Raw genomic sequence first — 26,786 nt, 5'->3', positions numbered from 1 at the left:
TGCGGAGCGCCGGAGGGATGTCTCGGAACTTTTGATCCCTGGTCGCAGGAGCCGACCGAGGTCAGCCCATCCGAACGGAAACCAAAACCTCCGCAGCCACCACTCCCTTGCCCGCCTCCTCCCACCGCGCTTCGACTGCTTCACGTCACTGCATTACGGCTTATGTCCTAAACGCGCGGGGCGCTGGTTTCCGCCAGCGCCCCGGGTCCTGCTCAACTGCCTACTTGCGGATGCCGAGGCCGTCGATGAGCTTCTTGTACCGCGCGACGTCCTTGGACTTCAGGTAGTCCAGCAGGCGGCGGCGCTGACCGACCAGCTTCAGCAGACCGCGGCGGGAGTGGTGGTCCTTCTTGTGCGTCTTGAAGTGCTCGGTGAGCATGGTGATGCGCTCGGACAGCAGCGCCACCTGGACCTCGGGGGAACCCGTGTCCGACTCGTGGGTCCGGAACTTCGACACCAGCTCCGACTTACGCTCCTGGTGCAGCGACATGAGACTCTTCCTTGCCCGCTCCGGTGGAGGTTGCTGCTCGCGTCACCACGGTCCGCGGAGGGGTACAGACCGGGTGCATCCTTCTGACGAGCGGGGGGGCTTATAAGCTTCACCCCCCGTGGGGTCAACCTTCGACGCCTGCCCGCCAGCCCCGGAAAGTCCGGGACCACGAGAAGACGTACAGCCACAACCCCGCGAAAAATCCCGGCGTTACACCAGGACGCGCAGATAGCGCAGGCGGCCACCGGCCACTTCGGCCACCGCCAGCAGCGCGTCGTCCGGGCCCATGACGCGCACCCGTCCCACCTTCCCGGCGGGGACCTCCACCGGGACACCGTGGGAGACGCGCTTGGCATCGGCGGCGCCCACCCGGACCTCCGGCAGCTCCACCAGCGCATGCGACATGGTCATCAGCCGGCTGGCCAGCGCGCCCTCCTTCAGCAGCGCCGGCACGTCCGCCAGCGGCAGCGCCTGCGCCAGGGTGAAGGGGCCACTGGCGGTGCGCCGCAGGGCCTCCAGGTGGGCACCACAACCCAGCGCCCGGCCCACGTCCTGGGCCAGGGTGCGCACGAAGAAGCCCTTGGAGCAGCGCACCGACAGCTGCAGCCGCTCGGCGGAGAAGTCCCGCAGCACCAGCTCGTACACCGTCACCTGGCGGGCGGCGCGCTCCACTTCCTCGCCCGCACGGGCCAATTCGTAGAGCCGCTTCCCGCCCACCTTGACGGCCGAATACATGGGGGGGACCTGGTCGAAAGTGCCCCGGAAGCGCGCCAGCGCGGATTCAATCAGCGCGGGCGTCAGGGCGGGTACGGGCGCCTGCGCCGTCACCTGCCCTTCCGCGTCCAGGGTGTCCGTCTCCGAGCCCAGACGCACCGTGGCGTCGTAGGCCTTGTCGCCCTCGGTGATGAAGCCCGCGACCTTGGTGGCTTCCCCCAGGCAGAGCGGCAGCACTCCCGTGGCCAGCGGGTCCAGCGTCCCCGTGTGGCCCACCTTCTTCAGGCGAAGCAGCGAACGCACCTGGCGGACCACGTCGAACGACGTGGGACCGGTGGGCTTGTCAATGACGAGGACGCCGTCCATGGCACGCCAATCGTGGAGGCCCGGAGCTGGACCTACCAGCCTTCCTTGTTGCGGACTTCGCGCAGCAGCCGGTCAATCTTGTCACCTTCGCCCACCGATTCGTCGAAGGAGAAGAAGATTTCCGGCGACACGCGCAGGTTGACGGCGGACGTCACCTCGCGGCGCACGAAGCCCTTGGCGGCTTCCAGGCCCTTCTGCGTGTCCGCCCGCTCCTGCTCGTTGCCCATCATCGAATAGAAGACACGGGCCACGCGAAGGTCCGGGGAGACCTTCACGCCTGTAATCGTGATGTAGCCGATGCGCGGATCCCTCAGCATGCCCCGGGTGAGCAAGTCACCGATGGCCGCCTGGATTTCCTGCCCCACGCGCTCCGGTCGGGAATGCGTCGTCATTTCTTCTCCCAGTCTCGCGGGTTGCGCAGGGAACGGGCCCGAGCCCGTGCCTCGTCGAACGTCATCCGTCCACCGCTCGACGGAGACGGGCGGCCCGTGCCGCCATCCATGCCACCTTCATGGCGGCTTTCCCACTCTCCCAACCCCTCCGCCTCCGCGAGCGAGCCGCGCTCGCCGCGCAGGAAGCGGGCAATGGCGGCCTCCGAATGCGCCGCCGCCTGCTCCGGGGAAAGGTCCAACTCCTCCGCGTCCTCATCCACGGCCTGCGCCGAAAAGGAACCTCGCGAGGCCGCCTGGCCGCTCGCGAAGAGCTGGTCCCCGAAGCCGAGGATTTCCGTCTCCCGCGACAACAGCGGGGCGACGTACATCTCCTCGACGGAGTGGATGATTTTCTCCAGCTGCTCGTCCACGTGGCGTCGCTCGTTGCCCACCACCGCGAGCGCCAATGACGCCTTCTGCCAGAGATCCTGGTCCTCGACCTCGGCCACCGCCACGTTGAAGCGGGCCTTGAGCCGGTCCATCACCCGGCGGAGCACCTGCCGCTTGGACTTCAGCGAGCCACTGTCCGGAATCTGCAGGGTGAGGCGTGCGACACCTACGAACATGAATGTCCCCCTTGCCACGGGTGGCCACGCCCGAAGGCGGTGGCAACCCGGGCATCAGCACCCTGGGAAGATGGGGTCTTCCCAGGGTTTCAGGGAGGCGCCGGGGCTCTCCTGCAACTAGGTGAGGCTCTGCCGAGTCTCTTCGATCTCGTACGCCTCGATGATGTCACCGGGCTTGAGGTCGTTGAAGCTCTCGATGCCGATACCGCACTCGAAGCCCTGAGCGACTTCCTTGACGTCGTCCTTGAAGCGCCGCAGCGACGCCATCTTCCCGGAGAACAGCTGCTTGTTCTCGCGCATGAGGCGGACGAAGGCTCCGCGCTTCATGACGCCATCCAGCACCGCCGCACCGGCGATGGTGCCCAGACGCGGCACGTTGAAGGTGTTGCGCACCTCCGCACGGCCCAGCTTGCGCTCGGTGCGGATGGGCTCCAGCAGGCCCTCCATCTCCGTCCGAACCCCGTCGATGAGCTCGTAGATGATGGAGTAGCTCTTGAGCACCACTTCCTGGGCCTTGGCCGCGGCCTCCGCCCCGGACTCCGGGTTGACGTTGAAGCCCAGCACGACGCCCTTAGAGGCCGCCGCCCGCATCACGTCGCCCTCGGTGATGGCGCCCACGCCGGAGTGGACCACCTCCACCTTGACCTTGTGCGTGGAGAGCTTCTGGACGGCCTGCCTGACGGCCTCCGCCGAGCCCTGCACGTCCGCCTTGATGACGACGCGCAGCTCCTTGGGACCACCGCCCGCCTTCGTCTTGGCGAACAGCTGCTCCAGGGACTCGCGGCTGACCTTGGACAGCTCGGTCTGCCGCTCCTTCATGTTGCGGTGCTCGGCGATCTGCTTGGCCGCCTTCTCGTCCGCCACCACGTTGATGGCGTCACCCGCGCCCGGCACGCCGGACAGACCGATGACCTCGGCGCAGTAGCCCGGCTTCACTTCCTTCACCTGCTCGCCGCGGCTGTTCGTCATCGCGCGGACGCGGCCGTAGTGCGAGCCGGTGACGACGGCGTCACCCAGCTTCAGCGTGCCTTCCTGCACCAGCACCGTGGCGACGGGGCCACGGCCGCGGTCCAGCTTGGCCTCGATGATGGCGCCCACCGACGGACGGTTCGGGTTGGAGGTCAGCTCGAGCACCTCCGCCTGGAGGGCCAGGTTCTCCAGCAGGAGCTCCAGGTTCTCCTTCGTCTTCGCGGAGACGGGCACCATGATGGTGTCCCCGCCCCACTCTTCCGGCACGAGCTCGTGAGTGGCCAGGTCCTTCTTCACGCGGTCCAGGTTCGCGGTCGGCAGGTCCATCTTGTTGATGGCGACGACGATGGGCACCTCCGCCGCCTTCGCGTGCTTGATGGCCTCCACCGTCTGGGGCATCACGCCGTCGTCCGAGGCCACCACCAGCACCACGATGTCCGTCACGTCGGCGCCGCGGGCGCGCATGGACGTGAAGGCCTCGTGGCCCGGCGTGTCGAGGAACGTCACGTCACCGCGCGCGGTGGTGATGCTGTACGCGCCGATGTGCTGGGTGATGCCACCCGCCTCGCCCTGCGCGACGCTGGCCTTCCGGATGGCGTCCAGGAGGCTCGTCTTGCCGTGGTCGACGTGGCCCATGATGGCGACGACCGGCGGACGGGGACGCTCGTCCTCGGGACGGGCCTCCACCTCGGGCAGGTAGTCCTCCACCTCGAAGCCCACGCGGTCGATCTTCCAGCCGTAGTCGCCGGCGATCATCTCCGCCGTGTCCGCGTCCACCAGCTGGTTCGCGGTGGCCATCTTCCCCAGGCCCATCAGCTTCTTGATGAGCTCGGCGCTGCGCACACCCATGCGCTGGCCCAGGTCGGACACGGAGATGCCCTCCTGCAGCTTGATGACCTTCTTCTCCTCGGCCATCTGGGTGATCTGCGTCTTGGCGCCCTTCTTCGTGGGCTTGCGCTTCTTGCCACGGATGGGGATGGTGACGCGGCCCCAGACCATGTCCGTCAGTTCCTGCTTGGACACGCTCTGCGTATCACCGCTGGTGCGCTTGCGCTGGCCACGCTCCTTGTTCTTGGAGACGTCCACCAGCTCGCGGCCACGGCCCAGGTGGTCCGGGACCACCTTGTACTCACGCCGCTCGGGGATGCCCGTGCGGCCCGGCGCCATGGGGTACTGCTTGGCCTGACCGGCCGTGGGCGTCACGCGGCGCACCTGGATGAGCGGGCGCGAGATGACGACGGCCTGGGTCGCCGTGGGACGGGCCGTGCCCGTGGGCGACACCTGGGCGTGCGGCACGCCGCCGACCATGATGGTGGGGCCCTGCGGCGTCGGAGAGGCCGAGGCCGAGGCCTGCACCCCCGTGCCGGGCGCCGAGGTCGGACGCACCGGTCCCTGACCGGGACGGCCGGCGCCCTGATACGAACCCGGTCCCTGGTAGGACGGACGCCCACCCGGACCACCGGGACGACCACCCGGGCCACCCGGACCACCGGGACGACCACCCGGGCCACCCGGACCACCGGGACGACCACCCGGGCCGCCCGGACCACCGGGACGACCACCCGGGCCACCCGGACCACCGGGGCGACCACCACCGGGCCCACCACGCTGCTGGTAGCCAGGCGCGGGGCCCCGGGAGACGACGGTCGCGGACGAAGAAGTGCTCGAAGGCGTCCGGACTGCCGGCGGTACCGGTGAGCGTGGGGGGGGTTGGGGCAAGGTGGTGCTCTCCTGAACAGAGGGACGAGGCTGCGCGGCGGCGGGAGCCGGCACGGCAGCGCGGGGAGCCTCCACCGGGGCCTGAGGGGCCTCGGCGGCGGGCGGGGGTGAAGCCACCTCGGCGGCGGCAGGGGCCTTGGGGGCCTCGGCGACCTGCGCGGGGGGCGTAGACGTGACAGCAGCCGGAGCCGACGGCTCCGCCGCGGCGGCGACCGGAGCCTCGACGCGCTGGGGCTCCGGGGCGCTCGGCGGCTCGGCGGGCGCGCGGGGCGCCTCGACGGGCGGAGGCGCCTGCACCGGCTCCTCTGCGGCGAACGTGGCGGCCTCGGGCGCCGACGGCGGCGGCTCGTAGGCGGGCTCGGCGGCCTGTGAAGCCTCGGCCCCGCTGTCCGCGGTCGCACCGGCGGGCGGACCCACCTTGCGGCGCACGACGAAGCCCTTCGCCGTCACGGGCGGCGTGGCCTGCTTCGGCTTGCGCTTGTCCAGAATCTTCTGGACGGCAGCGGTCGCCTGGTCGTCATCGAGAGACGACGAGTGGCTCTTGACGTCGTAACCGAGGCTCGACAGCTCGGTGACGACCTCCTTGTTGTCGAGCTCAATCCCGTGGCTCTTGAGTTCCTTGGCGATTTCGTGGACGCGCTTCTTCGACATATTGCCCTTGATGGCCTTCTGCTCCGCCGACTCCGGGGCGCAGCACCCTAGTCCAAACCCGAAAATGTGTGCGAGTGGTGACTAACACCCACTCCCCCCCGCACCCCTCCGCTCACCGTCCCCCTGCTCCCATGCCTGTCCGAGCTGCGACGGGTCAACCTGGCCCGCCTTTCCGCGAAAGGCCCTACCAAACGCCTTCCGCTTCAGCGCTGCCGTCAGACAACCGGCACCGCACAGGTAGGCGCCCCGTCCTGGCAGCCGCCTCTTCCTGTCCACCTCGATGGCGCCTCCGGGCCCTATCACGAATCGGGTCAGTTCCGCCTGTAGTCGCCGCGAACCGCATCCGACGCACGTCCGGACCGGACCTGACCCCACGTTCTGAACTTCCGGCTTGGGCCGGCCAGCCGGGCGCCGCACGTCCCCTCCCTTGCTCGCTTAGCTTACGGTGACTTGGTGGCTTCTGCGCCACCCTCAAGTGCCACCGTCATGGCGCCGCGCTCGGCATTCAGCTCCGCGCGCAGCTTGGCTTCCTCCACCAGATAGTTTTCCGCCGCGCTCTTCAGCTGGCGGGCCTTCTTGATACCCACACCCGGAACATCGCCCAGCTTCGCCAGATCCTTCTCATTGGCGATGTCCTCCACCGAGCGGTACCCCGCGAGGATGAGCTGCTCGATGGTCTTCTCACCGACGCCACGCACGCGCGCCATGCGCTCGGGCTGGCTGAGTTCGTCCGGATGCCGCCGAGCCTCCGCGATGCGGGCCTGCTCTCTTTCATAATCCATGCGCGACAGTTCCGCCTGATCCTCGACCATTCGGGTCCGGGCGGCTTCCTGCATGGAGGGGATGCGGGCCGGGTCGATGCCGGGCAGCTGCGCCAGCAACTCCGCGTTGGCCTCGGCGATGTCCCGGGCCTGACGGAAGCCGTGCGCGTAGAGCGTCTCCACCAGCATCTCGTTGACGCCGGGCAGCGAGCCCAGGGAGCGGTTGGCGAACTCGCGCAGCTCCCGGACCCGGCTCTCGCTGTTGATGTCGAGCTTCCAACCGGTCAGCTGGGCGGCCAGGCGGACGTTCTGACCGCGACGGCCAATGGCCAGGCTGAGCTGGTCGTCCGGGACGATGAGCTCCATGGCGTGGTTGGCCTCGTCGATGATGACGCGGCTGACCTCCGCCGGGGCCAGCGCCGAGCACACGAAGCGGGCCGGATCCTCGTCGAACGGGACGATGTCGATCTTCTCGCCGCGCAGCTCCTGCACCACCGCCTGGACACGGCTGCCCTTCATACCGACGCAGGCGCCCACGGGGTCCACGTCCGAGTCCCGGCTGGACACGGCAATCTTCGCCCGGCCGCCCGGCTCACGCGCCGCCGCCTCGATGACGACGATGCCTTCGGCGATTTCCGGCACCTCCATCTCGAACAGCTTGGTGAGCAGGTTGACGGACGCGCGGCTGAGGACAATCTGGGGGCCCTTGGACTCACGGAGCACGTCCAGCACGTAGGCCTGGACGCGGTCGCCGGGGCGGTACGTCTCACGCGGGACCTGCTCGCGCACCGGCAGCACGGCCTCCGCGCGGCCCAGATCCACGATGATGTTGCCGCGCTCGAAGCGGCGGGCGATGCCGGTGACGATTTCGTTCTTCCGGTCGCGGTACTCGTTGAAGACGTTCTCCCGCTCCGCGTCGCGCGTGCGCTGCAGGATGACCTGCTTGGCCGTCTGCGCGGCGATGCGGCCGAAGCCGCGGCGGAAGGTCTTCAGGCGGAGGATGTCACCGTACTGGTCGTCCTGGGCCTTGGCCTCGGCGGCGTCCTCATCCCGGTAGAAGATCTGGAACACGAGCTCGTCGCCCGGCTCCACTTCCATGCCCTTCTTGTGGGCCTCGACCAGGGAGATCTGATTCACCGCCTGGACCGGGTCGACAATCTCCTCGACCACGGTGATGGCCTGGAACAGCTCCACGACGCCCTTGTCCGGGTCGTACTTCGCCTCGAGCTCGCGGTCCTGGCCAAAGTGCTTCTTGGCCGCGGTCTTCATCGCGTCTTCGAGCGTGGCAATCAGCACAGCCCGGTCGATGCCCTTGTCCTTGGCGACCTGGTCCAGGACGAGGTTGAGGTTGACACTCGGGTTGGCTTGCTGCGTGGGCATGGTCTTCTCCTAAAAGGGTCCACGGGCGCCCTCGCGCGGAGGGGCACCCTGTATGTCGACGTCTAGAACTGGAACTCCAGGTTCGCCTTGGCGATGTCCTTGAAGAGGATGTGGAAGGTTCCGGCCCCTTCCACCTCCACCGAGATTCCGTCGCCTGCCACCTCGGTCAGCGTGCCGGTGAAGTTCTTGCGCGGGGGCTCTCCCACCGGGCCGAACGTCTTCACCTTCACCTTCTGTCCCTTCACCCGCTCGAAGTGCGCCGGCTTCCTCAGCGGACGGTCCACTCCGGGGCTGGAAACCTCCAGGTTGTACTCGTGGGGGATGAAGTCCTCCACGTCGAGCGACGGATCCACCGCGCGCGACACCTGGGTGCACTCGTCCAGCCCTACGCGGCCACCCGGCTTGTCGATGAACAACCGGAGCACCCAGCCCTCGCGCTCCCGGAGGAATTCCAGGTCCACGAGCTCCAGGCCTTCACCCGCGACAATGGGCTCGAGCAGGGCCAAGGCCCGCTCCTCCACCGTCTGCTTGAGGTTCTTCTCCGACATAAGCGGGAAACCAGTCTCCAAAAACACGAAAAGCGGGCACGCGGCCCACTTTTCGAAGTGCTTCATCGAAAAATGTCGGGGGCGTCCGTAGCACACGCCCCGTCGGGGTGTAAAGGAAGGACGCGCCCTCCTGCTCCGGGTGAAACCCGCCCGGCAGGGCGAGGAATTCCCAGGGGTTCCGAGGCCCCATGGGGGTTATAACGCGCCCATGCACCTCATCGCCGCCGCGCAGATGGTGTCCACCGCCGACAAGGCCCATAACCTGGAAGCCGCGACCCGGCTCGTCCGGCGCGCCGCCGCACTGGGTGCCCGGCTGGTGGGCCTCCCCGAGAACTTCTCCTGGATGGGGCCGGAACCCGAGCGGCAGGACGCCGCCGAGGGGCTCGACGGTCCGACGCTGTCCCGGATGGCCGGCTTGGCCCGGGAGCTGAAGGTGACGCTGCTGGCCGGTAGCGTGCTGGAGACGGGCGCGCCGGGTAGGCGCCTCTACAACACCAGCGTCCTCTTCGGCCCCGGCGGCGAGCGGCTGGCCGTGTACCGGAAAATCCACCTCTTCGACGTCGAGGTGGGAGATGGTGCGACCTATCAGGAGTCCGTGGCGGTGGCGCCGGGGACGGAGGTGGTCTCCGCGGAGACGGAGGTCGGCCGGCTGGGGCTGTCCGTCTGCTACGACCTGCGATTCCCCGAACTGTACCGGCGGCTGTCCCGCGAAGGCGCCACACTGCTGGCGGTCCCGGCGGCCTTCACCCTCATGACGGGCAAGGACCACTGGGAAGTGCTCCTGCGGGCCCGCGCCATCGAGAACCAGGCGTACGTGCTGGCGCCCGCCCAGGGAGGCCGGCACTCCGCCAACCGCGTCACCTATGGCCACGCCCTGGTGGTGGACCCGTGGGGACTGGTGACGGCGCGAGCCTCCGAGGGCGAGGGGCTGGCGCTGGCGCCGGTGGACCCGGAGCTGCAAGCACGCATCCGACGCAACCTCCCCTGCCTGGAGCACCGCCGTTTGGACTAGCGTGCGTGTACCCAGGCCCGCCCCCCCTCGGGTCCACCTTCGATAGACTTCGGGTCCCCCGGAACTCCTCTCGTGAACGGACGACGCTGGTCTCCCATGTTGCTTGCCCTCGCGCTTTCGGCCCTCCCCGCCGGCTGCACCGCCGATGAGCGTCCGTCCGCGCCCGACGCGGCAACGCCTCCCGCGGTGGCCACGCACCGCGCACACCTGCGAGCCATGAAGGGCGGCGTCCAAATCAAGCGCGCCACGGCCGACGAGTGGAGCCCCGCCCGGGAAGGCCAGCCGCTCTACGAGAATGACAAGGTCCGCACCGAGGCGGGCGCCGGCACCGACATCGTCTTCGCCGCCAACGGCAGCACGGTGCACCTCACCGGGGACTCGCTCATCAGCATCGCGGAGACGCGCACCCGCCCCGGCCAGCAGCGCACGGACCTCACCGTGTTGCGGGGCCGCATCGACGCGGAGCTGGAGAAGCCCGCCACCCAGTCCCTGTCCGTCACCACGCCGTCCGCCACCATCCAGGCGGGAAGGGAGATTGTCTTCCAATGAAGGCGGCGCTCCTCCTCCTCACATGGCTGGGCACGACGCCCCCGGGCACCGTGGTGGTGGGCCCCAACGAATCCCTGCGCCAGGTGGCCCAGCGCACCCTGGGCGACGCGCGCGCCGCGGGGGAGCTGCGCGCACTCAACGGACTTTCCTCGGACGACGTGGCGGCGGGGACCCGGCTGAAGGTGCCCGGCCATGAGCGCGTGCTGGCGCAGAAGGCCCTGGAGACGGCGCGCACGCTGGTGGCCAGCTTGAAGGATGCGAGCGTCCCCCCTGCGGTTTCCTCCCGATTGAAGGTCGCGGAGTCCCATTTCCGCGAGGCGCGCTACACGCAGGCGGCCTCAGAGGCCAATGCCGTGGGGAAGCTGGTGGCGGCGGACCGCTCACCGCAGTCCTCCGCGTTCTCCGTGGAAGTGGGCGACGGCGACAGCACCACCGTCACCGTGAAGCACGGCCCGCCGGTCCGCGTGGAGGCCGAGGGCGTCACCCAGCCCGTCGCCAAGGGTGAATCCATCCGCGTGGAGAAGGGCCATCCGCCCCCCGCGCCCCTTCGGCCGCTGGTGGCTCCCAGCCCCGGGCAACCGGAGGACTCCGCGCGCCTGAAGCGGCGCCCCGACCGGGACGGGCACCTGGGCCCGGTGAAGCTGACCTGGGAGGCTGTTCGGGGCGCGGAACGTTATGAAGTGGAAGTGTCGCGCGCGCAGGAGCAACGCGCCGTCTTCACCCAGACAGTCACCAGCCTGGAAGCGAAGCTGCCAGTGCTACCCGCGGGAAGCTACCGGTGGACGGTGCGCGCGGTGGGACCCGCGGGCCCGTCCGAGCCCAGCGCGCCCAGGCACTTCGAGCTGGTGTCCGAGCGCCTCAAACTCGAAGTGAAGAAGGGCCAGTGGCAGTAACCCCTGGAGGAGCCACGCCGTGCGCCTGTTCAAAGCCATCCTCCTGTTGATGCTGGTGGTGGGCGTCGTCCCCACGCTGATGGTGGGGTGGCTCTCCGTCTCCCACACCCGGGAGCTCCTGGTGCGCGACGCCCAGGAACTGGCACAGGAGCGCGTGAAGCAGCTGCGCCTCAAGGCCGAAATCTTCCTCGGCGAGCCCACCGACGCGGTGCTGGGCCTGGCCCGCGTGCCCGGCTTCTTCGGCCTGCCCCTGGAAGCGCAGCAGACGCACCTGGCCTCGGTGCTCAACCAGCGGCGCGATGTGCTGGCGCTCACCGTGTTCGACGCCAACCGCCAGCGGCTGCCGGGACTCCAGGCCTTCTCCAAGCACGACGTGCCGCCCACCGCGCTGGCCGGACATGAGGAGCGCGCGCGGGCGCTGCTCGAGAACATCGAGGGCGTGCGCTACGCGGACGTGGTGAAGGACCCGCAGGGCAGCGAGCCGGTGCTGACGCTGGCCTTCCCCCTGGGCGAGCCCGTCCGGGGGTACATCGCGGCGGACCTGTCCCTGGCCGACCTGCGGAAGATGCTGGAGCAGGAGCGCGTGGGCAGCACCGGCTTCGCCTATCTGGCGGACCGGCACGGACACCTCGTGGCGGGCGGTGGCGGCGTCGCCGGCCTGGGCGAGGACGTGGCGCAGCGCGGCCCGGTGGCGCACCTGCTGAAGCAGTTGGTGGGCAAGTCGGACATGGAGCTGTTCCACGTCGGCAACTTCGGCGAGGGCCGGGACGCGGTGGTGGCCGCGTACACGGTGCTGCCCGAGACGGGCTGGGCCATCGTCTCCGAACAACCCGTGGAGCACGCCTACCGTCAGGTGGACACCATGGAGCAGCGCATCCTCCTGGGTCTGGGGGCGGCCATCCTGGTGGCGGTGGTGCTGGCGGCGCTCTTCTCGCGGAACCTCACCCGGCCGCTCAAGGGCTTCATCAGCGGCGCGCTGGAGCTGGCGCACGGCAAGTTCGGCGTCGAGGTGGACATCCAGCAGAAGAACGAGCTGGGCGAGCTGGCGCAGACGTTCAACTACATGAGCAAGCAGCTGCTCGCGTACGACATGGAGAACCGCGGCCTCTATGAGAGCCTGGAGAAGGGCTACCTGGAGACCATCGTCGCGCTGGCGAACTCCATCGATTCGAAGGACGCGTACACCCGCGGCCACAGCCAGCGCGTGGGCGACGTCTCCGTGCAGATTGGCCGGGAGCTGAGCCTCACCGAGCGCGAGCTGCGGCAGCTGCAGTACGGCGGCATCCTCCACGACATCGGGAAGATTGGCATCGTGGAGTCCATCCTCTGCAAGCAGACGAAGCTCACGGACCAGGAGATGGCCATCATGCGCGAGCACCCCGCCATCGGTGACGCCATCATCGGTCCGGTGAGCTTCCTGGGCGCGGTGCGCGCGTGCGTCCGCCACCACCATGAGCGCTGGGACGGCACCGGCTACCCGGACAAGCTCAAGGGCGAGGACATTCCCCTGCTGGCCCGCATCGTCGCGTGCGCGGACACCTTCGACGCCTGCACCTCCACCCGCCCGTACCAGAAGGCCATGCCGTTGGAGAAGGCGATGGAAATCCTCGACAACCTCAGCGGCGCCCAGTTGGACCCGAAGGTCGTCCAGGCCCTGAAGCAGGTGCTGGCGAAGCAGGGCGTGCGGCTGGAGGGCCACCGGCTGCCCGTGAAGCTCGCCTCCTGAGGGCCGAAGGATGGTAGGGAGGGCGCAAGACTGTTGAGACTCTGGAAGGTGAAACGTTGAGCTTCTGGGACCGCATCAAGCCCGCCCCCCAAGCCGTCACCGCGACGGACGCACAGCTGTCCTCGGATGGCGCGCGCCTGGACCTGACGTGGGACGACGGGGTGAAGACGGGCGCCACCGCACAGGTGCTGCGCCAGCAGTGCCCCTGCGCCGCGTGCGTGGACGAATGGACGAACAAGCGGACGCTGGACCCGTCGAAGGTCCCCGCCGACCTGCGCATCAAGCAGGTGCAGCCCGTGGGCAACTACGCGCTGGCCTTCAGCTTCAGCGACGGCCACACCACCGGCATCTATCCCTGGAAGCTGCTGCGCGACATCACCCAGCCCGCCGCCTGAGCGCTCCGTGAACGAACGCTACCGGCTCGTTCGCCCGCTGGCCTCTGGAGGCATGGCGGAGCTCTTCCTCGGCGTCGCGCGCGGCGCGGAGGGGTTCGAGCGGCCGGTGGCCATCAAGCGGGTGCTCCCCCACCTGGCTCGCGAGCCGGACATCGCGCGCATGTTCCTGGCAGAGGCCCGGCTGGCCACGCTGCTGCAACACCAGAACATCGCCACCGTCCATGACGTGGGCCAGGGCCCCGAAGGGCTCTTCCTGGTGATGGAACTGGTGGACGGGTGGGACTTGGGCGTGCTGCTGCGCTCGGCCGCGCTCCGGGGCGTGCGCTTCCCTCCGCACCTGGCCGCCTTCATCGTCCATCAGGCCCTGGCGGGGCTCGGCCATGCCTACCGGAAGGTGCATGACGGGCGGCCGGTGATGGTGGCCCACCGCGACGTGTCGCCCTCCAACGTGCTGGTGTCTCGCGAGGGCGAGGTGAAGCTGACGGACTTCGGCATCGCGCGGATGGCCGGCCCGGCCCACACCGCGCCCGGCGTCTTCCGAGGGAAGGAGGCGTACACCGCGCCCGAGGTGCTGCAAGGCGCTCCCGCCACCGCCGCGAGCGACCAGTTCTCCCTGGGCATCGTGTTCTACGAGCTGCTCACGGGGCGGCATCCGTTCCACACCGAGCAGGACGCGAGCGCGGTGGCCTACGCCATCCTGACGCGGCCCGTGGAGCCACCGCCGGGCGTGCCCACACCCCTGGCGGGCGCCGTCATTCGCATGCTGGCGAGGGCGCCCCAGGAGCGCTTCCACTCGCCGGAGTCACTGGCCCAAGGCTTTGCCCGGTGGTTGGCCCAAGCCGGCGAGCCCGCGACGTCGCAGACGCTGGCCGCGTTCCTTCGCGGGCTGGGATTGCCGCCGCCCCTGAGTGAACAGGCAACGGCGGCCAGGCCCCCCGTGACGCAGGCACAGGCTGACGCGGGTTCGCTGGCGATGGCCGTGCAGACGCCGTCGCCCGCCGAGGCCGCTGCGCCGGAAGAAGAGCCTCTCTCCATGCCGGGCGGCGCGGCGCTCAGCGTCAGTGGGCGGATGGTGCATCGCTGCCCTCGATGCAACCACGTGCTCTCCTCGCCCCGAGCGCGGTGCTCACACTGCGCGATGTGGCCGGATGCCTCGACGGGCGCGGCGGCAACGCCTCGCACGCCCACCGCTCCGGGCGCCTTCGCGCCATCCGCGGGCCTCGAGCTCACCGCGCATCAGACGCTCGCGGAGAGTGTCCCCCAGACACACGTCACGCCGGGAGCGAAGAGCGTGCTCCAGACCGACGCCGATGCACTGGAGCTGGCGGAGCGGCCGCCCTCACCAGCGAGCGACTGGCCCGATGAGGCCGCCCTCCTCCGGCGCTCGCGCCTGAAACGGGCACTGGGACTGCTGCTCGTGGCGCTGCTGGTGGGCACCGGCATCTGGCTGTGGCCTCAGCGCTCCACCCTGCTCATTCGGGTGATGTCGGCGACGGGGCTCCGCCTGTCGGCCCCGATGCTGCGCATCGACAGCGACCCGCCTGGAGCCACCGTCTGGGTCCGAGACGCGGAGCTGGGGACGACGCCGCTGCTGCTCGAGAACCGCTTTCCAGCGGGACGCGTCCCCATCCAGGTCCGGCTCAAAGGCCACCGTACATGGAAGGGGACGTTCTCCGGCGGCGAGGCCGCCCACATCGAGGCGAAGCTGAAGCGCTGAACGCGCCTCACTTCACCAGGCGCAGGTGGCCACGACGCGGCGGCGGCTCGTCCGGCGGTCCGTCCGCGGGCGGAACATCCGCGGGCGGCTCATCGCGCCGCTCGCCCTGCACTTCCCGGAGGAAGGTGCGCGGGCGCTCCGCCGCCACCGGCACGGGAGCGACGGGCAGGGGCTGCGCCGGACGTGACGCGGCCGTCTGCTGGAGCAACTCCGGCGGCATGTCCTCCGGGTACATCCAGAACTCCTTCGTCACGTGGCTGGCGATGGCGAACAACGCCGACCACGGCACCGCGATGGTGAAGCGCGAGCCGGAGAAGCTCAGCGTGGAGCGCACGCCCCACTCGCCCACCGTGAGGTCCGGTGGGTCGAACCGGTACGAGAGATTGAGGCGCAGGTGCGCCTCCGTCTTGACGGAGGCTGGGACGAGCACGCCCGGACGACGCGCGTCCAGGTGAATCATCACCATGCCCTGGTCGAGCGCGGCCAGCAGCCGCTCCTTCTTGTCGAGAACCTTCTTGTCGTCCATCGGTGTACGGCGAAAGAACTTCGGGCGCCCCTCTCAACGTCGGCGCATCGCCCGGTCCATCTCCCGCTTCGTCTCCCGCTCCTTGATGTCGTGGCGCCGGTCCTCGTGCGTCTTGCCCCGGCAGAGCCCCAGCTCCACCTTGGCACGGCCGTTCCTGAAGTACAGCACAAGCGGGATGATCGAATAACCCCGCTCACGCACCTTCGCCGTCCAACGGTCGATTTCTCCTCGGTGCATCAACAACTTGCGGCCCCGAGTGGGAAGGTGGTCGAAGAAGCTCGCCGCCTTGTAGGAGCCGATGTTCGCGTTGAGCAGGAAGAGCTCGTCCCCCTTGGGGAGCGCGTAGGCGTCCGACAGATTGGCGATTCCGTCTCGCAGAGACTTCACCTCGCTCCCCGTGAGCGCCAGCCCGGCCTCCAGCTTTTCGTCGACCGTGTAGTCGAAACGCGCACGACGGTTTTCCGCGATGACCCTCACGCCGGGCTCACTGCCCACTCCCTTTGACTTCCCTCCGGATGTCATACGCGTCCCGCGTTCTCCTCACCACCCAACTGCATGTTGTCGATGAGGCGCGTCGTGCCACTGAAGGCCGCGACGAGCAACCGGGCAGGCTGCCCGGGCGCCACCGAAGCCAGAGGCGTCAGCCGTTCCGCATCCACCAGTTCCACGTAGTCTTCCTGGAGCCCCGCCGCCTCCAATTCGCGCCGGACGGCCGCCACCAGGGGCTCCGACTCCCGCGTGCCCTCGCGCAGCAGCGCCTGGGCGGCCTTGAGCCCCCGGGACAGGGCCAGCGCCCGCTGCCGCTCCTCGGGGGACAAGTAGGCATTGCGGCTGCTCATCGCCAGGCCGTCCGGCTCGCGCACCGTCGGCATGCCGACGATGTCCGCGCCCAGGTGCAGGTCCTGGTTGAGCGCCCGGATGACCTGGAGCTGCTGGTAGTCCTTCTCCCCGAAGAGCGCCACCTCCGGGCGGAACAGCGTCAGCAGCTTCGTGACGACGGTGGCCACCCCGCGGAAGTGCCCCGGACGCCGGGCCCCGCACAGGCCCTGGCTGACGTCCGTCACCTCCACATACGTCTGGTAGCCCTGCGGGTACATCACCTCCGGGCCCGCGGGCGCGAAGATGACCTGCGCGCCCGCGCTGATGCACTTGGCGACGTCACCCTCGAAGTCGCGGGGGTAGCGGGACAAGTCCTCCTTCGGCCCGAACTGCGTGGGGTTCACGAAGATGGACACGGCCACCACGTCCGCGCGGCGCCGCCCCTCGCGAATGAGCGAGAGGTGACCTTCATGCAGGAAGCCCATGGTGGGCACCAGCGCGAGCCGGTGCCCCTCCCGGCGCAGCCCCGCCGTCCAGTCCTTCACGTCCGCAATGGTTTTCAGGACGGCGGGAGCCATGACTAGGCGGGTCTCCCGTAGACGGGGCCCAGCTTGTCGCCCGCCTCGGCGGGCGCGGACGGCTCCACCCGGGCCGCCGGAGCCGGAGCCCCCGGCGCCAGCCGGATGTTCTTGGTCGCCTTGAAGGAGTGCTCCTCGTCCGGGAACGCGCCCTGGCGGACCTCCGCGAAGTACGCGCCCGCGGCCTCGGTAATCGAGCCGTGGAGGTTGGCGTAGCGCTTCACGAACTTCGGCTTGAAGTCCGGGTTCATGCCCAGCAGGTCGTAGCAGACGAGCACCTGGCCATCGCAGTCCACGCCGGCGCCAATGCCGATGGTGGGGATGGACAGGCGCTGCGTCACGGTGCGCGCCAGGTCCATGGGCACGCCTTCCAGCACCAGCGCGTAGGCCCCGGCCTGCTCCAGCGCCAGCGCGTCCTCCAGAATCTGCCGCGCCTGGTCCTCGCCGCGGCCCTGGACGACGTAGCCGCCCATCTTGTGGACGGACTGCGGCGTCAGCCCCAGGTGTCCCATGACGGGGATGCTCGCGCGGACGATGGCCCGCACCGTGTCCGCGAACTCAGCGCCGCCCTCCAGCTTGATGCTGCCCGCGCCGCCTTCCGCCACCAGCCGGCCCGCGTTGCGGACCGCTTCCTGGTTCGACACCTGGTAGCTCATGAACGGCAGGTCGGCCACGACGTGCGCCCGGCGCGCGCCACGGGCCACGGCGGCCGTGTGGTAGACCATCTGGTCCATCGTCACCGGCAGCGTGGAGTCATGCCCCTGGATGACCATGCCCAGCGAGTCGCCTATCAGCAGCACGTCCGCGCCGGCCTCTTCGAGGATGTGGGCGAACGTGGCGTCGTAAGCGGTGACCATGCAGATCTTCTGACCGATCTGCTTGAAGCGCTTCAGCGTGTGGATGGTGACCTTGTCCTTCACGGTTCACCTCCTATTGGCTACGGGTTGAACGGCCTGACGGGCCCATTCGCGCCTCGCCGTCCCCACTGGGGATCGCCGGGAGCCCTGGGCCCGCCACCGCACTCTAACGCCCCCGCGCCTGTCGTGGGGGCATTGAAGGCGGACGTCCCACCAGGAGCCTGACTTTCAGCCCCGGCGGGAAGCCTTCGGAACGTAATGCTGCGTGCCCGGCTTCGCCTTCCGGATGGTGGCAAGCAGGTCTTCCCTGTCTGCCTCGACATTCACGAAGTCGATGTCCGAGGTATCCACGACGAGGAGCGGGGTGTCCGTGTAGTGGAAGAAGAAGTTGTTGTAGGAGTGGACGAGCCCCTCCAGGTACGTGGGGTCGAACTTGCGCTCGAACTCCCGGCCGCGCTTCTTGATGCGGTGCAGGAGCACGTCCAGGCGGGCCTGGAGGTAGATGACCAGGTCCGGCTTGGCCACGCGGGGCCCCAGCGCCTCGAAGACGCGCTCGTAGAGGGCCAGCTCGTGCGCGTCCAGGTTGAGGTGCGCGAAGATGCGGTCCTTGGCGAACAGGTAGTCGCTGACCGTCATCGAGCTGAAGAGGTCCTGCTGGAACAGCTCCTGCTGCTGACGGAAGCGCGACAGCAGGAAGAAGATCTGCGTCTGGAACGCGAACTTCTGCCGGTCCGTGTAGAAGCTGGAAAGGAAGGGGTTCTCCTCCACCACTTCGAGGATGCGCCGTCCCGCCAGACGCTCCGCGAGGATGTTGGAGAGGCTCGTCTTGCCCACGCCAATGGGCCCTTCCACCACGATATACCGGTAGTCCATCCGCCCGAGGCCTCCCGCCCGCGGAATGCGCTTTGAGACCGCGCGCGCGAGACATCGCGCGAAGGCGCGGCCACGCACGCGGGCGGATAACACAACACGGCCGCTGGAATCCGGCAATTTTCCACGGCGTCCCGCGTCCCTTGACGCTCCGAGACGCATCTCCTACGGTCCGCGCGACTTCTTGGCGTGTGCGCGGGGTGGTCTCCGGACATGAGCGGCAGACAGCGGGCGAAGACAGTGGTGCGGCTGGAAGAGGCCCGCCAGAGCACGCCCACCCAGCGAGCGCCCACACCTCCCGTGGAGCCGGATCCGCTCTATGGCGTGGTGTTGCTCAAGACGGCCATGGAGCTGAAGCGCCGGCAGGACGGCACCGTGGAGGACATCCTCCGCGGCGTGCTCGCCCGGATGCGCATCCCCGAAGCCGAGTTCTTCGCCTACCTGGAGCAGCAAGGCGGCCTGCTCCAGGCACTGGGCATGCGCGGACGCTAGCGGCGCCCTACTCCGCGGGCGTGGCCGAAGCCGGCGTCACGGGGCCGAGCGCGCGCTCGATGGCGGCGAACTCCTCGGGAGTCAGCGTCTCCGCGCGGCGCTGCGGATCCACCCCCGCGGCCTCCAGGGCGGCGATGAGCGTCTCCGTCGTCCCGAGCGTCGGGTCCGACTTGATGGAGTTGATGAGCGTCTTGCGCCGGTGCGCGAAGGACGCCTTCACCACGCGGGTGAAGCGGGCCTCGTCGATGATGGGCGCGCGCGGCGACTTGCGGCGGGTGAGCCGCAGCACCGCGGAGTCCACCTTCGGGGGCGGATGGAAGCGCCAGGCCTCCAGCGTGAGGACGTTGTCCGCGTCGTAGTGCATGCCCAGCAGCACCGTCAGCAGGCCGTAGTCTCGGTTGCCGGGCTCCGCGGCGAGCCGCTCCACCACTTCCTTCTGGAGCGTGAAGACCGCCCGCGAGACATGGGCCCGCTGCTCCAACACTCGGAAGAGAATGGGGCTGGTGAGGTGGTACGGGAGGTTTCCCGCCACCGCGACGTCGGGCGCGCCAGCCACCTGGGCGAAGTCCACCGTGGCCGCGTTGCCGGACACCACACGCACGCCGGGGATGGCTTCCTTCTCCAGCACCATCACCATGTCCCGGTCCCGCTCCACGGCGGTGACGCGAGCCCCGGTGGCGGCCAGGAAGCGCGTGAGGTGGCCCAGGCCCGGGCCCAGCTCCACCACCGGCTCATCGGCGCGCAGGTTCAGCGCGTCGGCGATGGCCTCCAGCGCGTCCTCGTCTCCGAGGAAGTTCTGCCCCCAGCTGTACTTGGCGCGCAGGCCATGCCGCTTGAGGATGTCTCTAGGCGATTCCACCCGTCTGCTCCCCTCTACATGCGCCAGGCCGGGTCGGCGGCGAGGCGGAAATCTCCGCGCAGGCCGCGGCGGTACGCCTCATACCCCGCCACCGCAATCATGGCGCCATTGTCCGTGCACAGCCGCACCGGGGGCAGGAACATGTTCAACCCCCGCTCCTCGGCCCGCGCCTGACACAGTGCCCGCAGCCGTGAGTTCGCGGCGACGCCGCCGCACAGCACCAGCTGCTTGTGGCCCAACCGGCGCGCGGCGGCCACCAGCTTCTTCGACAGCACGTCCGCCACGGCCTCCTGGAAGGACGCGCACAAATCCGCCAGCGCCTGCCCCTGCGGCACGCCGTGCTTCTGCACGTGGTGCAGCACCGCCGTCTTCAGCCCGGAGAAGGACACGTCGAAGTTGTCGCCCGGCAGCGCGCGCGGGAAGCGGATGGCCTCCGGGTTCCCCTGCTGCGCCAGCTGGTCGATGGGCTGCCCACCCGGATATGGCAGGCCGAGGATGCGAGCGGTCTTGTCATACGCCTCGCCGGCCGCGTCGTCGCGCGTGCTGCCCACCAGCCGGTACTGCCCGTAGGCCTGCACCTCGTAGAGGCTGGTGTGCCCACCAGAGACAACGAGCCCGAGGAACGGCGGCTCCGGCGCCACCTCCAGCAGTCGGATGGCCAGCAGGTGGCCCTCCAGGTGGTTGGCGCCCACGAAGGGCTTGCCCGTCGCCAAGCTCAGGCCCTTGGCCACCTGCACGCCCACCAGCAGCGCGCCGATGAGGCCCGGGCCGGACGTGACGGCGATGAGGTCCACGTCGTCGAGCGTCTTGTTCGCCCGCGTCAGCGCCTCGTGGACGACGGGCAGCACCTGGACGATGTGGTTGCGGCTGGCCAGCTCCGGCACCACCCCACCCCACCGCCGGTGGATGTCCACCTGCGTGGAGACGACATCCGACAACGCGCGGCGGCCGTCCTCCACGACGGCGGCAGCAGTCTCATCACACGAGGTTTCCAGTCCTAGGACGAGCAAGGCGGCTCACTTCTCAGGGGGCCAATGAAGGAAGTGGGGCCGCCCCCGCTCAGTTGCCCAGCCCCCTGAGCAACGTGCGGACCTCTTCGGCGGAAGACCCCGTCGGTTCCAGCAACAAGTACTGCTTGTAGGCGTCGGCCGCCTGGGAATTCTTGCCGGTGAACTGTAGCGCCATGCCCAGCGACAGCCAGGCACGGGCGTTGGAGCCCTCTTCCTTGACGACCTCTTGCAACAGCTTGGCCGCCTCACGGTAGGCCCCGTCCGTGGTGAAGCCGTTCACCAGCGCGATGCCCAGGCCCGCCTTCGCCTCCGTGGCCGTCGGCTTGAGCGCCAGCGCCTTGCGATAGCTTCCTGCCGCCGACCGGAACCGCTGACTGACGATGGCCGCCTTCGCCTGCTTCACCAACGTGGCGAACTCGACCTCCGGATCCACGGCGGGCGCAGACGGAGTGGTGGTCTCGGTGGGGGTCGCTTCGGGCGGCTTCGGCGCCTCGGCAATGGCCGTGCCCGCATCCGGTGTAGCGGCGGGCGGCTCCGGCGGAGCCTCGGGGGCCTTGGCCGTGGCCTCTTCCAGCGGTGGCGCCTTCTCCGGAGGTGGCGTCGGCCTGGCGGCGTCGTTCACGGGCGCCTGCGTCTCCACCACGGGAGGCTTCGACGGAGGCGTCTCCGACGGACCGCTGCCCGTCCCCGCGACAACGGCCGCGACCGCGCCGATGAGGACCACCGCCGCGCCGATGATGAGCCCGGTGCGACTGGAGCGCCCCGCATTGGCCACGGCTGCGTCGCTGGTGTGAGTGGCCGCCGGCTTCCTTTCGGCCGACTGCACGGAAGAAACGGGCGTCGCGGGCGCAACCGGGGCGGCGTCCGCTGCCTTCACGGACGTGACGACTCCGGCGTCCGCGGGCGTCGCGGAGGCATCCGGGGCAATCTCCCCGGGCGTCGCGGACGCGGTGGCGGCCGGCTCGGCGGGCTGCGTCTCCACGACAGCCGGCACCGGGGATGCGAGAGACGGTTCGACCGTGCTGGCCAGTGGCGCGCTGGGCGTGGGCGGCTCGGCGGACAGTTCGGGCACGCCGTGGCCCGAATAGGGCGGCAGCGCGAGCTGGGGCGTGGCGGGGACCTCTTCGGCCACGAACTCCGCATCGACCTGCACCGACGGGATGGGCGGCGTCACGTAGCCGCTGCCACTCACCAGCGTCACCTCGGATGACGGCGGTGCCGGCGTCGGCGGGGGCACGGGCGGGAACGGATTGGGTGCCACGGCCGCGCCACCGAAGATGGGGGCACGCGGCGAGGGCGCGGGCTCGAAGGCGGGCGCGCTCGCGGCGAAGGCGGAGGAGGCGGCGCCATGGGCCCGCGGCGTGTGCGACCAGCCAGAGCCCGGCCCCCACGTGGTGGGCGCGCTGATGCCCTCGGTGTCCACCCGGCTCCAGTCCAGCAGCAGGCTGCGGCGTGCGTGCTCCACGGCGCGGTGGGCCGGCGGCGGCTCGACCAGGAACGCCGAAGCCTCCTGCGCGGGGACCTCCGGGACCGGCTCGGTCACCGGAACTTCGGGCGTGTACTCAGGCGTGTCCGAGCGCTTGGGCCGCGCGTGGAAGACGACCACGTTGGCGGGCTGCGCAGGCGCGGCGGGCGGCGGCGCGGCCGGCTCGTCCTCCACGCCCGCGGGAGGCGCGAGCACGCTCTGCGGCATGGGCCGCGGAGAAGGCTCCGGCGCGGCGGCCACGGGCTCGGGGGCCGCTTCGGGAACGGCGGCTTCGGGAACGGGCTGCGGTGGGCTCTCCGGCGCGGGAGGCGCGGGCTCCACGGTCGCGCTGGCGGGCGGCGCGGTGTTGAGCCACTGCTCGATGCCGGGCTTGCTGCTCTGCACCGGCTCCTGCGGCGCGTTGCCCAGCTCGCGGATGAGGCCCTCGAAGTACAGCTTGCTGATGATGCCCAGCGCGGCCAGGTCCTCGAAGTCCGAGTCCTCCACCACGCGGCTCAACGCGCGCTTGCCGTCGAAGAGCCGCAGGAGTCCGTTCACCTCGTCCGGAATCTCCGACAGGCGGTCGGCGAGCTGGTGGTAGTCAATCTCGAACACCGTCTCGAGCGGGGGCAGCTGCTCGAGCATGCGGCCCCACTCGTCGAGGCGGCGCATGCCCTCCATCAGCAGGCCCTGCGTGGAGATTTCGATGCGCTCCGGACGGTCCAGCGCGCTGAACTGCACCTCGAACTGGCCCTCGAAGGTGTTCAGCATCCGGTAGAAGGCGTTCTCGCCCTTGAGCCGCCCCAGCTCCGCGTCGATGACGCGTCCGTCCTTGAAGTAGACGGTGCCGGTGCGCTCGCCCTGGATGTTGATGAGACCCGTCTTGCGGCCAATCTCGAAGGTCTGCACCAGGTCCACCACGCCCATGTCGGCGAGGCTGCCGGCGAAACCGCCCTTCGTCGTCTCCCGCTTCTCGATCCTCTCCTTCTCCGCCTTCTGGAGGATCATCTTCACGCGGGTGACGATCTCTTTGATGTAGATCGGCTTGGTCAGGTAGTCGTCACCGCCAAGCTCCAGGCCGCGCACCTTGAACTCGACCGACTTCTGACTCGTCAGGAAGACGAACGGGATGAACTTGAAGCGCTCGTCGGACTTGAGTGTCTTGCACAGCTCGAAGCCGTCCATCTCCGGCATCTTCGTGTCCGCGAGCACGAGGTCCGGAGGGCTGATCTGGACCTTCTCGAGCGCATCCTTGCCGTGAATGGCCGTCGTCACGGAGAAGCCGGCCTTCTTCAGGCTGACCTCCATGACCCGGAGGCTCTTCGCGTCACCATCGACCAGGAGCAGGTGCTGCTTGGCCACGTTCCATGCCTTTCGTCACTGCAGACGGCCCAGGGAGCCTGACGCGGGAGCATCCTGCCCGCTTTCCAGGCATGTCAATGGCTGGGGCCGGTGGGGAACCTGACTGGCCTCCTGCTGGACAGGCGGCTCGAGTCAGGTGCGGGGGAGAGTCAAAACGGGCCGGGCTGAAGCACCCGTACCCAGCGTGAGGCCTGCCGCGTCAGCGGAAGAAGCCTCCCTTCTTCGGAGGGTTCTTCTTGCGCATGTCGATGAGCCGCAGCTCCTGGTTCGCCTCCAGGTGCTTGGGGTTGGCGCGCACGGCCTCGCGGAAGCAACGCTCCGCGCGGTCCATGTCGCCTTCGACCCGGGCGATGACGCCGAGCTGGTAGTGCGCCCGATCACAATTCGGGTCGGCGCGCACCGCGTCCACCATCATCTGCTTGGCCTTGGCCATGTCCGCCTTGCGCGCCGGGTCCATGTAGATGGCCCAGGCCCGAGCAGCCAGATACAGGGGCTTGGGCTCCAGCGCGTGGGCGCGGTCGTAGTGGTCGGAGGCCGTGGTGAAGTCGCGCTTGCGGAAGAAGACCTCGCCCATCTTGTAGAGGTCGTCAGCGTTGCTGTCGGCGCGGCCCTGCGGGCGGAGCACCGGAGCGGTCGGCGCGGACGCGGGCGCCTTGGGCAGGGTCTGCTGGGCCTGGAGGTTCTGCTGGTACGTCTTGCGCCGGGTGTCGTCGTAGAGGACCTCGTAGGCCTCTCGGATGGCTTCGAACACGGCGGTGATCTTCGGCGCCATGTGGGGCAGCGACGGCGGCAGGCGGTCCGGATGGAAGATCTTGGCCAGGTTGAGGAAGGCGCTCTTCACCTGGTCGCGCGAGGCGTCCTGCGAAACGCCGAGCACGTAGAAGTGGTCTCGCTTGGCCTGGACGTCCGCGAAGCGCTGCTCGAGCTGCTGGGCCAGGCGGGCCTCGTCGGGCCTGGGTGGCTCGGAGGCCGCGGGGGCCGGGGCGGCGGCGGGTTCGCTCGTGGGCGAGGGCGTGGCGCCCGGTGCGGAGGGCGGGCGCCCACCGAGGACCCCCATGTTCTCCATGGCGCGGCGCAGGAGACGCTGCCGCCGGAGCTTTGCTGCCTCGTCGGGGTTGGAGGGATCTGCCGCCAAGTCGTCCTCGTCAAAGTCCCAGTCGTCCAGGTCTCCGGACGGCTCGTCCCAGTCAGTCTGGCCAGTTGGCCATGAGTTGTCACCGGGGAAGGCCCCCGATGAATCGGGTGCTACCGGTTCGATGGTCGCCTCGACAATGGCCTCGACAGGAGGCTCGTCGAAATCGACGTTCGCCTGATTGACATCCGAGCGGACGAGCGACTCCAGGTGCGTATCGACCTGGAGGAGCGCGGCCTCGAACGACGCCGTCAGGGTGTCTGCGCCCTCGTCCTTGTCGAAGGCGACGATGCGCCAGAGGTCCTCGTCCCCTGTCTTGGGTGCGGCCGGGCGCGGCGATGGCGAGGACGGCTGGGTGGCCCAGCTGGCATCGTCCTCCTCGTCGGGGGTCGCCTCCAGCAGGATGTCCGCGTCGTCTTCGGCGACAGGCGTGAGGACCGGAGGTTCGCCCGCGGCGGGACGGGTCGCTGGCGCGGGCAGTGGCTCGGCGACGGCCCAAAGCTCGGGCTCGGGTTCGACTTCCAGCAGCGGGAGTTCCGACTCGGTGTCGGACGCAGTGCCGAGGGAGATGGCCTCGGTGTGCCACTGCTCGTCCTGGACGGGGACGCGGTCCTGCGTCCGCGTGGGCGGTGTCGACAGGGGCGGCTCGTCCGCGAGCCATGGCTCGAGCGGCTGGGACTTCGAGCGGCGGAGGGCCTCCTCCATGTCGTGGAGGAGCTCGGCCTGGGCCTTCTGCCGCGCCACGCGCAGGGCGTCCGCGCTTTCGGGCAGAGCGGCCAGGTCCAGGTCGGATGCACCGGTGTTCTGGACGGAGTCCGCCCAGGAATCCGGCCCGGAGGGCTGAGCGGGAAGCTCGGTGAGCAGGATGTCGCCCACATCGAGCGTGAGGGCCTCGACGTCCTCGGCCGCGAGTTCGGGGATGGAGTCGGACTGCGTGGACTCTTCGGTGGGACGGCCTTCGTCTGCCTGACGGGCCTGCTCGGCGGCGCGAGCTTCCTTGCCGCGACGGACGGCATCGGCGCGGCGGCGTTCGACCTCCAGGCGAAGTTCTTCGGCCTGGCGGGCTTCTTCGGCCTGACGGGCCTCTGCCTCGACGCGCGCGACCTCTGCGAGGCGGGCCTCCTCTGCGGCCCAGATCTCCTCCGCGCGGCGGGCTTCTCTCGCAAGGCGGGCGGACTCCGCGAGACGGCGCTCCTCGATGAGGCGGGCTTCTTCGGCAAGGCGTTCCGCCTCGAGCCGAGCCTCTTCCGCGAGACGGGCCTCCTCCGCAAGCCGCTCCGCCTCTTCCGCCAGGCGTTCTGCCTCGAGCCGAGCGGCCTCCGCACGCTGCGCCTCTTCCGCGAGGCGGCGCTCTTCTTCGAGGCGCGCTTCTTCGGCGAGACGTGCCTCTTCCGCGAGGCGGCGCTCCTCTTCGAGACGAGCTTCTTCGGCGAGACGACGCTCCTCTTCGAGCCGCGCTTCTTCCGCTACGCGGGCCTCTGCCGCCAGACGACGCTCTTCTTCGAGCCGCGCTTCTTCCGCGAGACGAGCCTCTTCCGCGAGACGAGCCTCTTCCGCGAGACGAGCCTCTTCCGCGAGACGAGCCTCTTCCGCGAGCCGAGCCTCTTCTGCAAGGCGGCGTTCTTCTTCAGCCCGAGCCTCTTCGGCCAGACGACGCTCTTCTTCGAGCCGCGCTTCTTCCGCCAGCCGAGCCTCTTCAGCCAGGCGAGCTTCTTCGGCGAGGCGCGCCGCCTCAAGTAGAGCCGCTTCTGCCAGACGAGCTTCCTCCGCCAGACGCTCCGCTTCTAGCCGGGCCTCTTCAGCGAGACGACGCTCCTCTTCGAGACGCGCTTCCTCTGCCAGCCGCGCCTCTTCCGCGAGACGAACCTCCTCCGCCAGACGACGCTCTTCTTCAAGGCGGCGTTCTTCTTCAAGACGCGCCTCTTCTGC

General features: G+C 69.5%; 25 protein-coding genes. 8 read left to right on the top strand and 17 right to left on the bottom strand.

What is annotated here, in order from left to right:
- Positions 1–220: 220 nt before the first annotated feature.
- The 8 genes from rpsO to BLU09_RS25120 form a co-directional block, all read right to left on the bottom strand.
- Positions 221–490, bottom strand: coding sequence for a 30S ribosomal protein S15 (gene rpsO / locus BLU09_RS25155; RefSeq protein ID WP_011552156.1), 270 nt, complete (start codon positions 488–490; stop codon positions 221–223).
- 210 nt (positions 491–700) lie between these two features.
- Positions 701–1,570, bottom strand: a complete 870-nt coding sequence (gene truB, locus BLU09_RS25150) for a tRNA pseudouridine(55) synthase TruB (RefSeq protein WP_090492014.1) — start codon at positions 1,568–1,570, stop codon at positions 701–703.
- Positions 1,571–1,602: 32 nt separating this feature from the next.
- Entirely contained in the window at positions 1,603–1,962 is a 360-nt protein-coding gene (gene rbfA / locus BLU09_RS25145) for a 30S ribosome-binding factor RbfA (RefSeq protein WP_011552154.1), read from the bottom strand.
- Positions 1,959–2,567 carry a DUF503 domain-containing protein gene (locus BLU09_RS25140; protein ID WP_090492013.1) on the bottom strand — a complete coding sequence of 203 codons (609 nt, stop codon included), beginning with the start codon at positions 2,565–2,567 and terminating at the stop codon, positions 1,959–1,961. Before BLU09_RS25140 ends, rbfA begins: the two co-directional genes overlap by 4 nt.
- Before the next feature lie 117 nt (positions 2,568–2,684).
- Positions 2,685–5,906 carry a translation initiation factor IF-2 gene (infB, locus tag BLU09_RS25135; RefSeq protein ID WP_090492012.1) on the bottom strand — a complete coding sequence of 1,074 codons (3,222 nt, stop codon included), beginning with the start codon at positions 5,904–5,906 and terminating at the stop codon, positions 2,685–2,687.
- 81 nt (positions 5,907–5,987) lie between these two features.
- The gene (locus tag BLU09_RS25130) at positions 5,988–6,281 is read right to left on the bottom strand and encodes a YlxR family protein (protein WP_225888696.1); all 294 of its coding nucleotides are present in this window, start codon (positions 6,279–6,281) and stop codon (positions 5,988–5,990) included.
- 65 nt (positions 6,282–6,346) lie between these two features.
- Positions 6,347–8,047 (bottom strand): transcription termination factor NusA, encoded by a 1,701-nt coding sequence (nusA, locus tag BLU09_RS25125; protein WP_090492010.1) that lies wholly within the window; start codon positions 8,045–8,047, stop codon positions 6,347–6,349.
- Positions 8,048–8,109: 62 nt separating this feature from the next.
- A complete protein-coding gene (locus tag BLU09_RS25120; protein WP_090492009.1) occupies positions 8,110–8,595 on the bottom strand; it encodes a ribosome maturation factor RimP in 486 nt (161 codons plus the stop codon).
- Positions 8,596–8,803: 208 nt separating this feature from the next.
- Here BLU09_RS25120 and BLU09_RS25115 point away from each other — a divergent pair, with 208 nt between their 5' ends.
- The 6 genes from BLU09_RS25115 (at position 8,804) to BLU09_RS25090 (ending at position 14,887) form a co-directional block, all read left to right on the top strand.
- Positions 8,804–9,607, top strand: coding sequence for a carbon-nitrogen hydrolase family protein (locus BLU09_RS25115; RefSeq protein ID WP_090492008.1), 804 nt, complete (start codon positions 8,804–8,806; stop codon positions 9,605–9,607).
- A gap of 96 nt (positions 9,608–9,703) precedes the next feature.
- Positions 9,704–10,156: a FecR domain-containing protein gene (locus BLU09_RS25110; protein WP_186818007.1), complete on the top strand. Its 453-nt coding sequence runs from the start codon at positions 9,704–9,706 to the stop codon at positions 10,154–10,156.
- Positions 10,153–11,049, top strand: coding sequence for a LysM peptidoglycan-binding domain-containing protein (locus BLU09_RS25105; protein ID WP_090492006.1), 897 nt, complete (start codon positions 10,153–10,155; stop codon positions 11,047–11,049). The genes BLU09_RS25110 and BLU09_RS25105 overlap by 4 nt, the downstream gene beginning before the upstream one ends.
- A 19-nt stretch (positions 11,050–11,068) precedes the next feature.
- On the top strand, positions 11,069–12,775 hold the full coding sequence (locus tag BLU09_RS25100) for an HD domain-containing phosphohydrolase (protein WP_090492005.1): 1,707 nt from the start codon (positions 11,069–11,071) through the stop codon (positions 12,773–12,775).
- A 56-nt stretch (positions 12,776–12,831) separates the two neighbouring features.
- Positions 12,832–13,170, top strand: a complete 339-nt coding sequence (locus BLU09_RS25095) for a DUF971 domain-containing protein (protein ID WP_090492004.1) — start codon at positions 12,832–12,834, stop codon at positions 13,168–13,170.
- Positions 13,171–13,177: 7 nt separating this feature from the next.
- Positions 13,178–14,887, top strand: a complete 1,710-nt coding sequence (locus BLU09_RS25090) for a serine/threonine-protein kinase (protein WP_090492003.1) — start codon at positions 13,178–13,180, stop codon at positions 14,885–14,887.
- 7 nt (positions 14,888–14,894) lie between these two features.
- On the opposite strand, the gene BLU09_RS25085 is transcribed toward BLU09_RS25090, so the two are convergent.
- The 5 genes from BLU09_RS25085 to BLU09_RS25065 all read right to left on the bottom strand — a co-directional run bounded on the left by BLU09_RS25085 (position 14,895) and on the right by BLU09_RS25065 (position 18,540).
- On the bottom strand, positions 14,895–15,413 hold the full coding sequence (locus tag BLU09_RS25085; protein ID WP_011552142.1) for a ClpXP protease specificity-enhancing factor SspB: 519 nt from the start codon (positions 15,411–15,413) through the stop codon (positions 14,895–14,897).
- A 33-nt stretch (positions 15,414–15,446) separates the two neighbouring features.
- Complete coding sequence (gene smpB, locus BLU09_RS25080; protein WP_090492002.1) at positions 15,447–15,935, bottom strand: SsrA-binding protein SmpB; 489 nt, start codon at positions 15,933–15,935, stop codon at positions 15,447–15,449.
- Positions 15,932–16,810: a pantoate--beta-alanine ligase gene (gene panC, locus BLU09_RS25075; RefSeq protein WP_090492001.1), complete on the bottom strand. Its 879-nt coding sequence runs from the start codon at positions 16,808–16,810 to the stop codon at positions 15,932–15,934. The genes smpB and panC overlap by 4 nt, the downstream gene beginning before the upstream one ends.
- A gap of 2 nt (positions 16,811–16,812) precedes the next feature.
- Entirely contained in the window at positions 16,813–17,730 is a 918-nt protein-coding gene (gene panB, locus BLU09_RS25070; RefSeq protein ID WP_090492000.1) for a 3-methyl-2-oxobutanoate hydroxymethyltransferase, read from the bottom strand.
- Between the two features lie 165 nt (positions 17,731–17,895).
- Positions 17,896–18,540: a deoxynucleoside kinase gene (locus BLU09_RS25065; protein WP_011552138.1), complete on the bottom strand. Its 645-nt coding sequence runs from the start codon at positions 18,538–18,540 to the stop codon at positions 17,896–17,898.
- Positions 18,541–18,750: 210 nt separating this feature from the next.
- Between BLU09_RS25065 and BLU09_RS25060 the strand changes: the two genes are divergently transcribed.
- Positions 18,751–19,029, top strand: coding sequence for a hypothetical protein (locus BLU09_RS25060; protein WP_026114296.1), 279 nt, complete (start codon positions 18,751–18,753; stop codon positions 19,027–19,029).
- A gap of 7 nt (positions 19,030–19,036) precedes the next feature.
- Here BLU09_RS25060 and rsmA read toward each other — a convergent pair whose 3' ends face one another.
- The 4 genes from rsmA to BLU09_RS25040 all read right to left on the bottom strand — a co-directional run bounded on the left by rsmA (position 19,037) and on the right by BLU09_RS25040 (position 25,601).
- The gene (gene rsmA / locus BLU09_RS25055) at positions 19,037–19,888 is read right to left on the bottom strand and encodes a 16S rRNA (adenine(1518)-N(6)/adenine(1519)-N(6))-dimethyltransferase RsmA (protein ID WP_090491999.1); all 852 of its coding nucleotides are present in this window, start codon (positions 19,886–19,888) and stop codon (positions 19,037–19,039) included.
- 14 nt (positions 19,889–19,902) lie between these two features.
- Positions 19,903–20,898 carry a tRNA (adenosine(37)-N6)-threonylcarbamoyltransferase complex transferase subunit TsaD gene (gene tsaD, locus BLU09_RS25050; RefSeq protein ID WP_011552135.1) on the bottom strand — a complete coding sequence of 332 codons (996 nt, stop codon included), beginning with the start codon at positions 20,896–20,898 and terminating at the stop codon, positions 19,903–19,905.
- 49 nt (positions 20,899–20,947) lie between these two features.
- Positions 20,948–23,725, bottom strand: a complete 2,778-nt coding sequence (locus BLU09_RS25045; RefSeq protein ID WP_090491998.1) for a response regulator — start codon at positions 23,723–23,725, stop codon at positions 20,948–20,950.
- Between the two features lie 199 nt (positions 23,726–23,924).
- Positions 23,925–25,601, bottom strand: a complete 1,677-nt coding sequence (locus BLU09_RS25040) for a J domain-containing protein (RefSeq protein ID WP_244172010.1) — start codon at positions 25,599–25,601, stop codon at positions 23,925–23,927.
- On the opposite strand from BLU09_RS25040, the gene BLU09_RS25035 reads away from it, so the two are divergent.
- Complete coding sequence (locus tag BLU09_RS25035; protein WP_244172009.1) at positions 25,566–26,597, top strand: hypothetical protein; 1,032 nt, start codon at positions 25,566–25,568, stop codon at positions 26,595–26,597. The two genes, BLU09_RS25040 and BLU09_RS25035, sit on opposite strands and share 36 nt — an antisense overlap.
- Positions 26,598–26,786: the final 189 nt, after the last annotated feature.

Origin of the sequence: Myxococcus virescens (assembly GCF_900101905.1) — a bacterium.
GTDB classification, from domain to species: Bacteria; Myxococcota; Myxococcia; order Myxococcales; family Myxococcaceae; genus Myxococcus; species Myxococcus virescens.
Note: the sequence above shows the minus strand (reverse complement) of the source record. Positions and strands in the feature narration are given on the sequence as shown.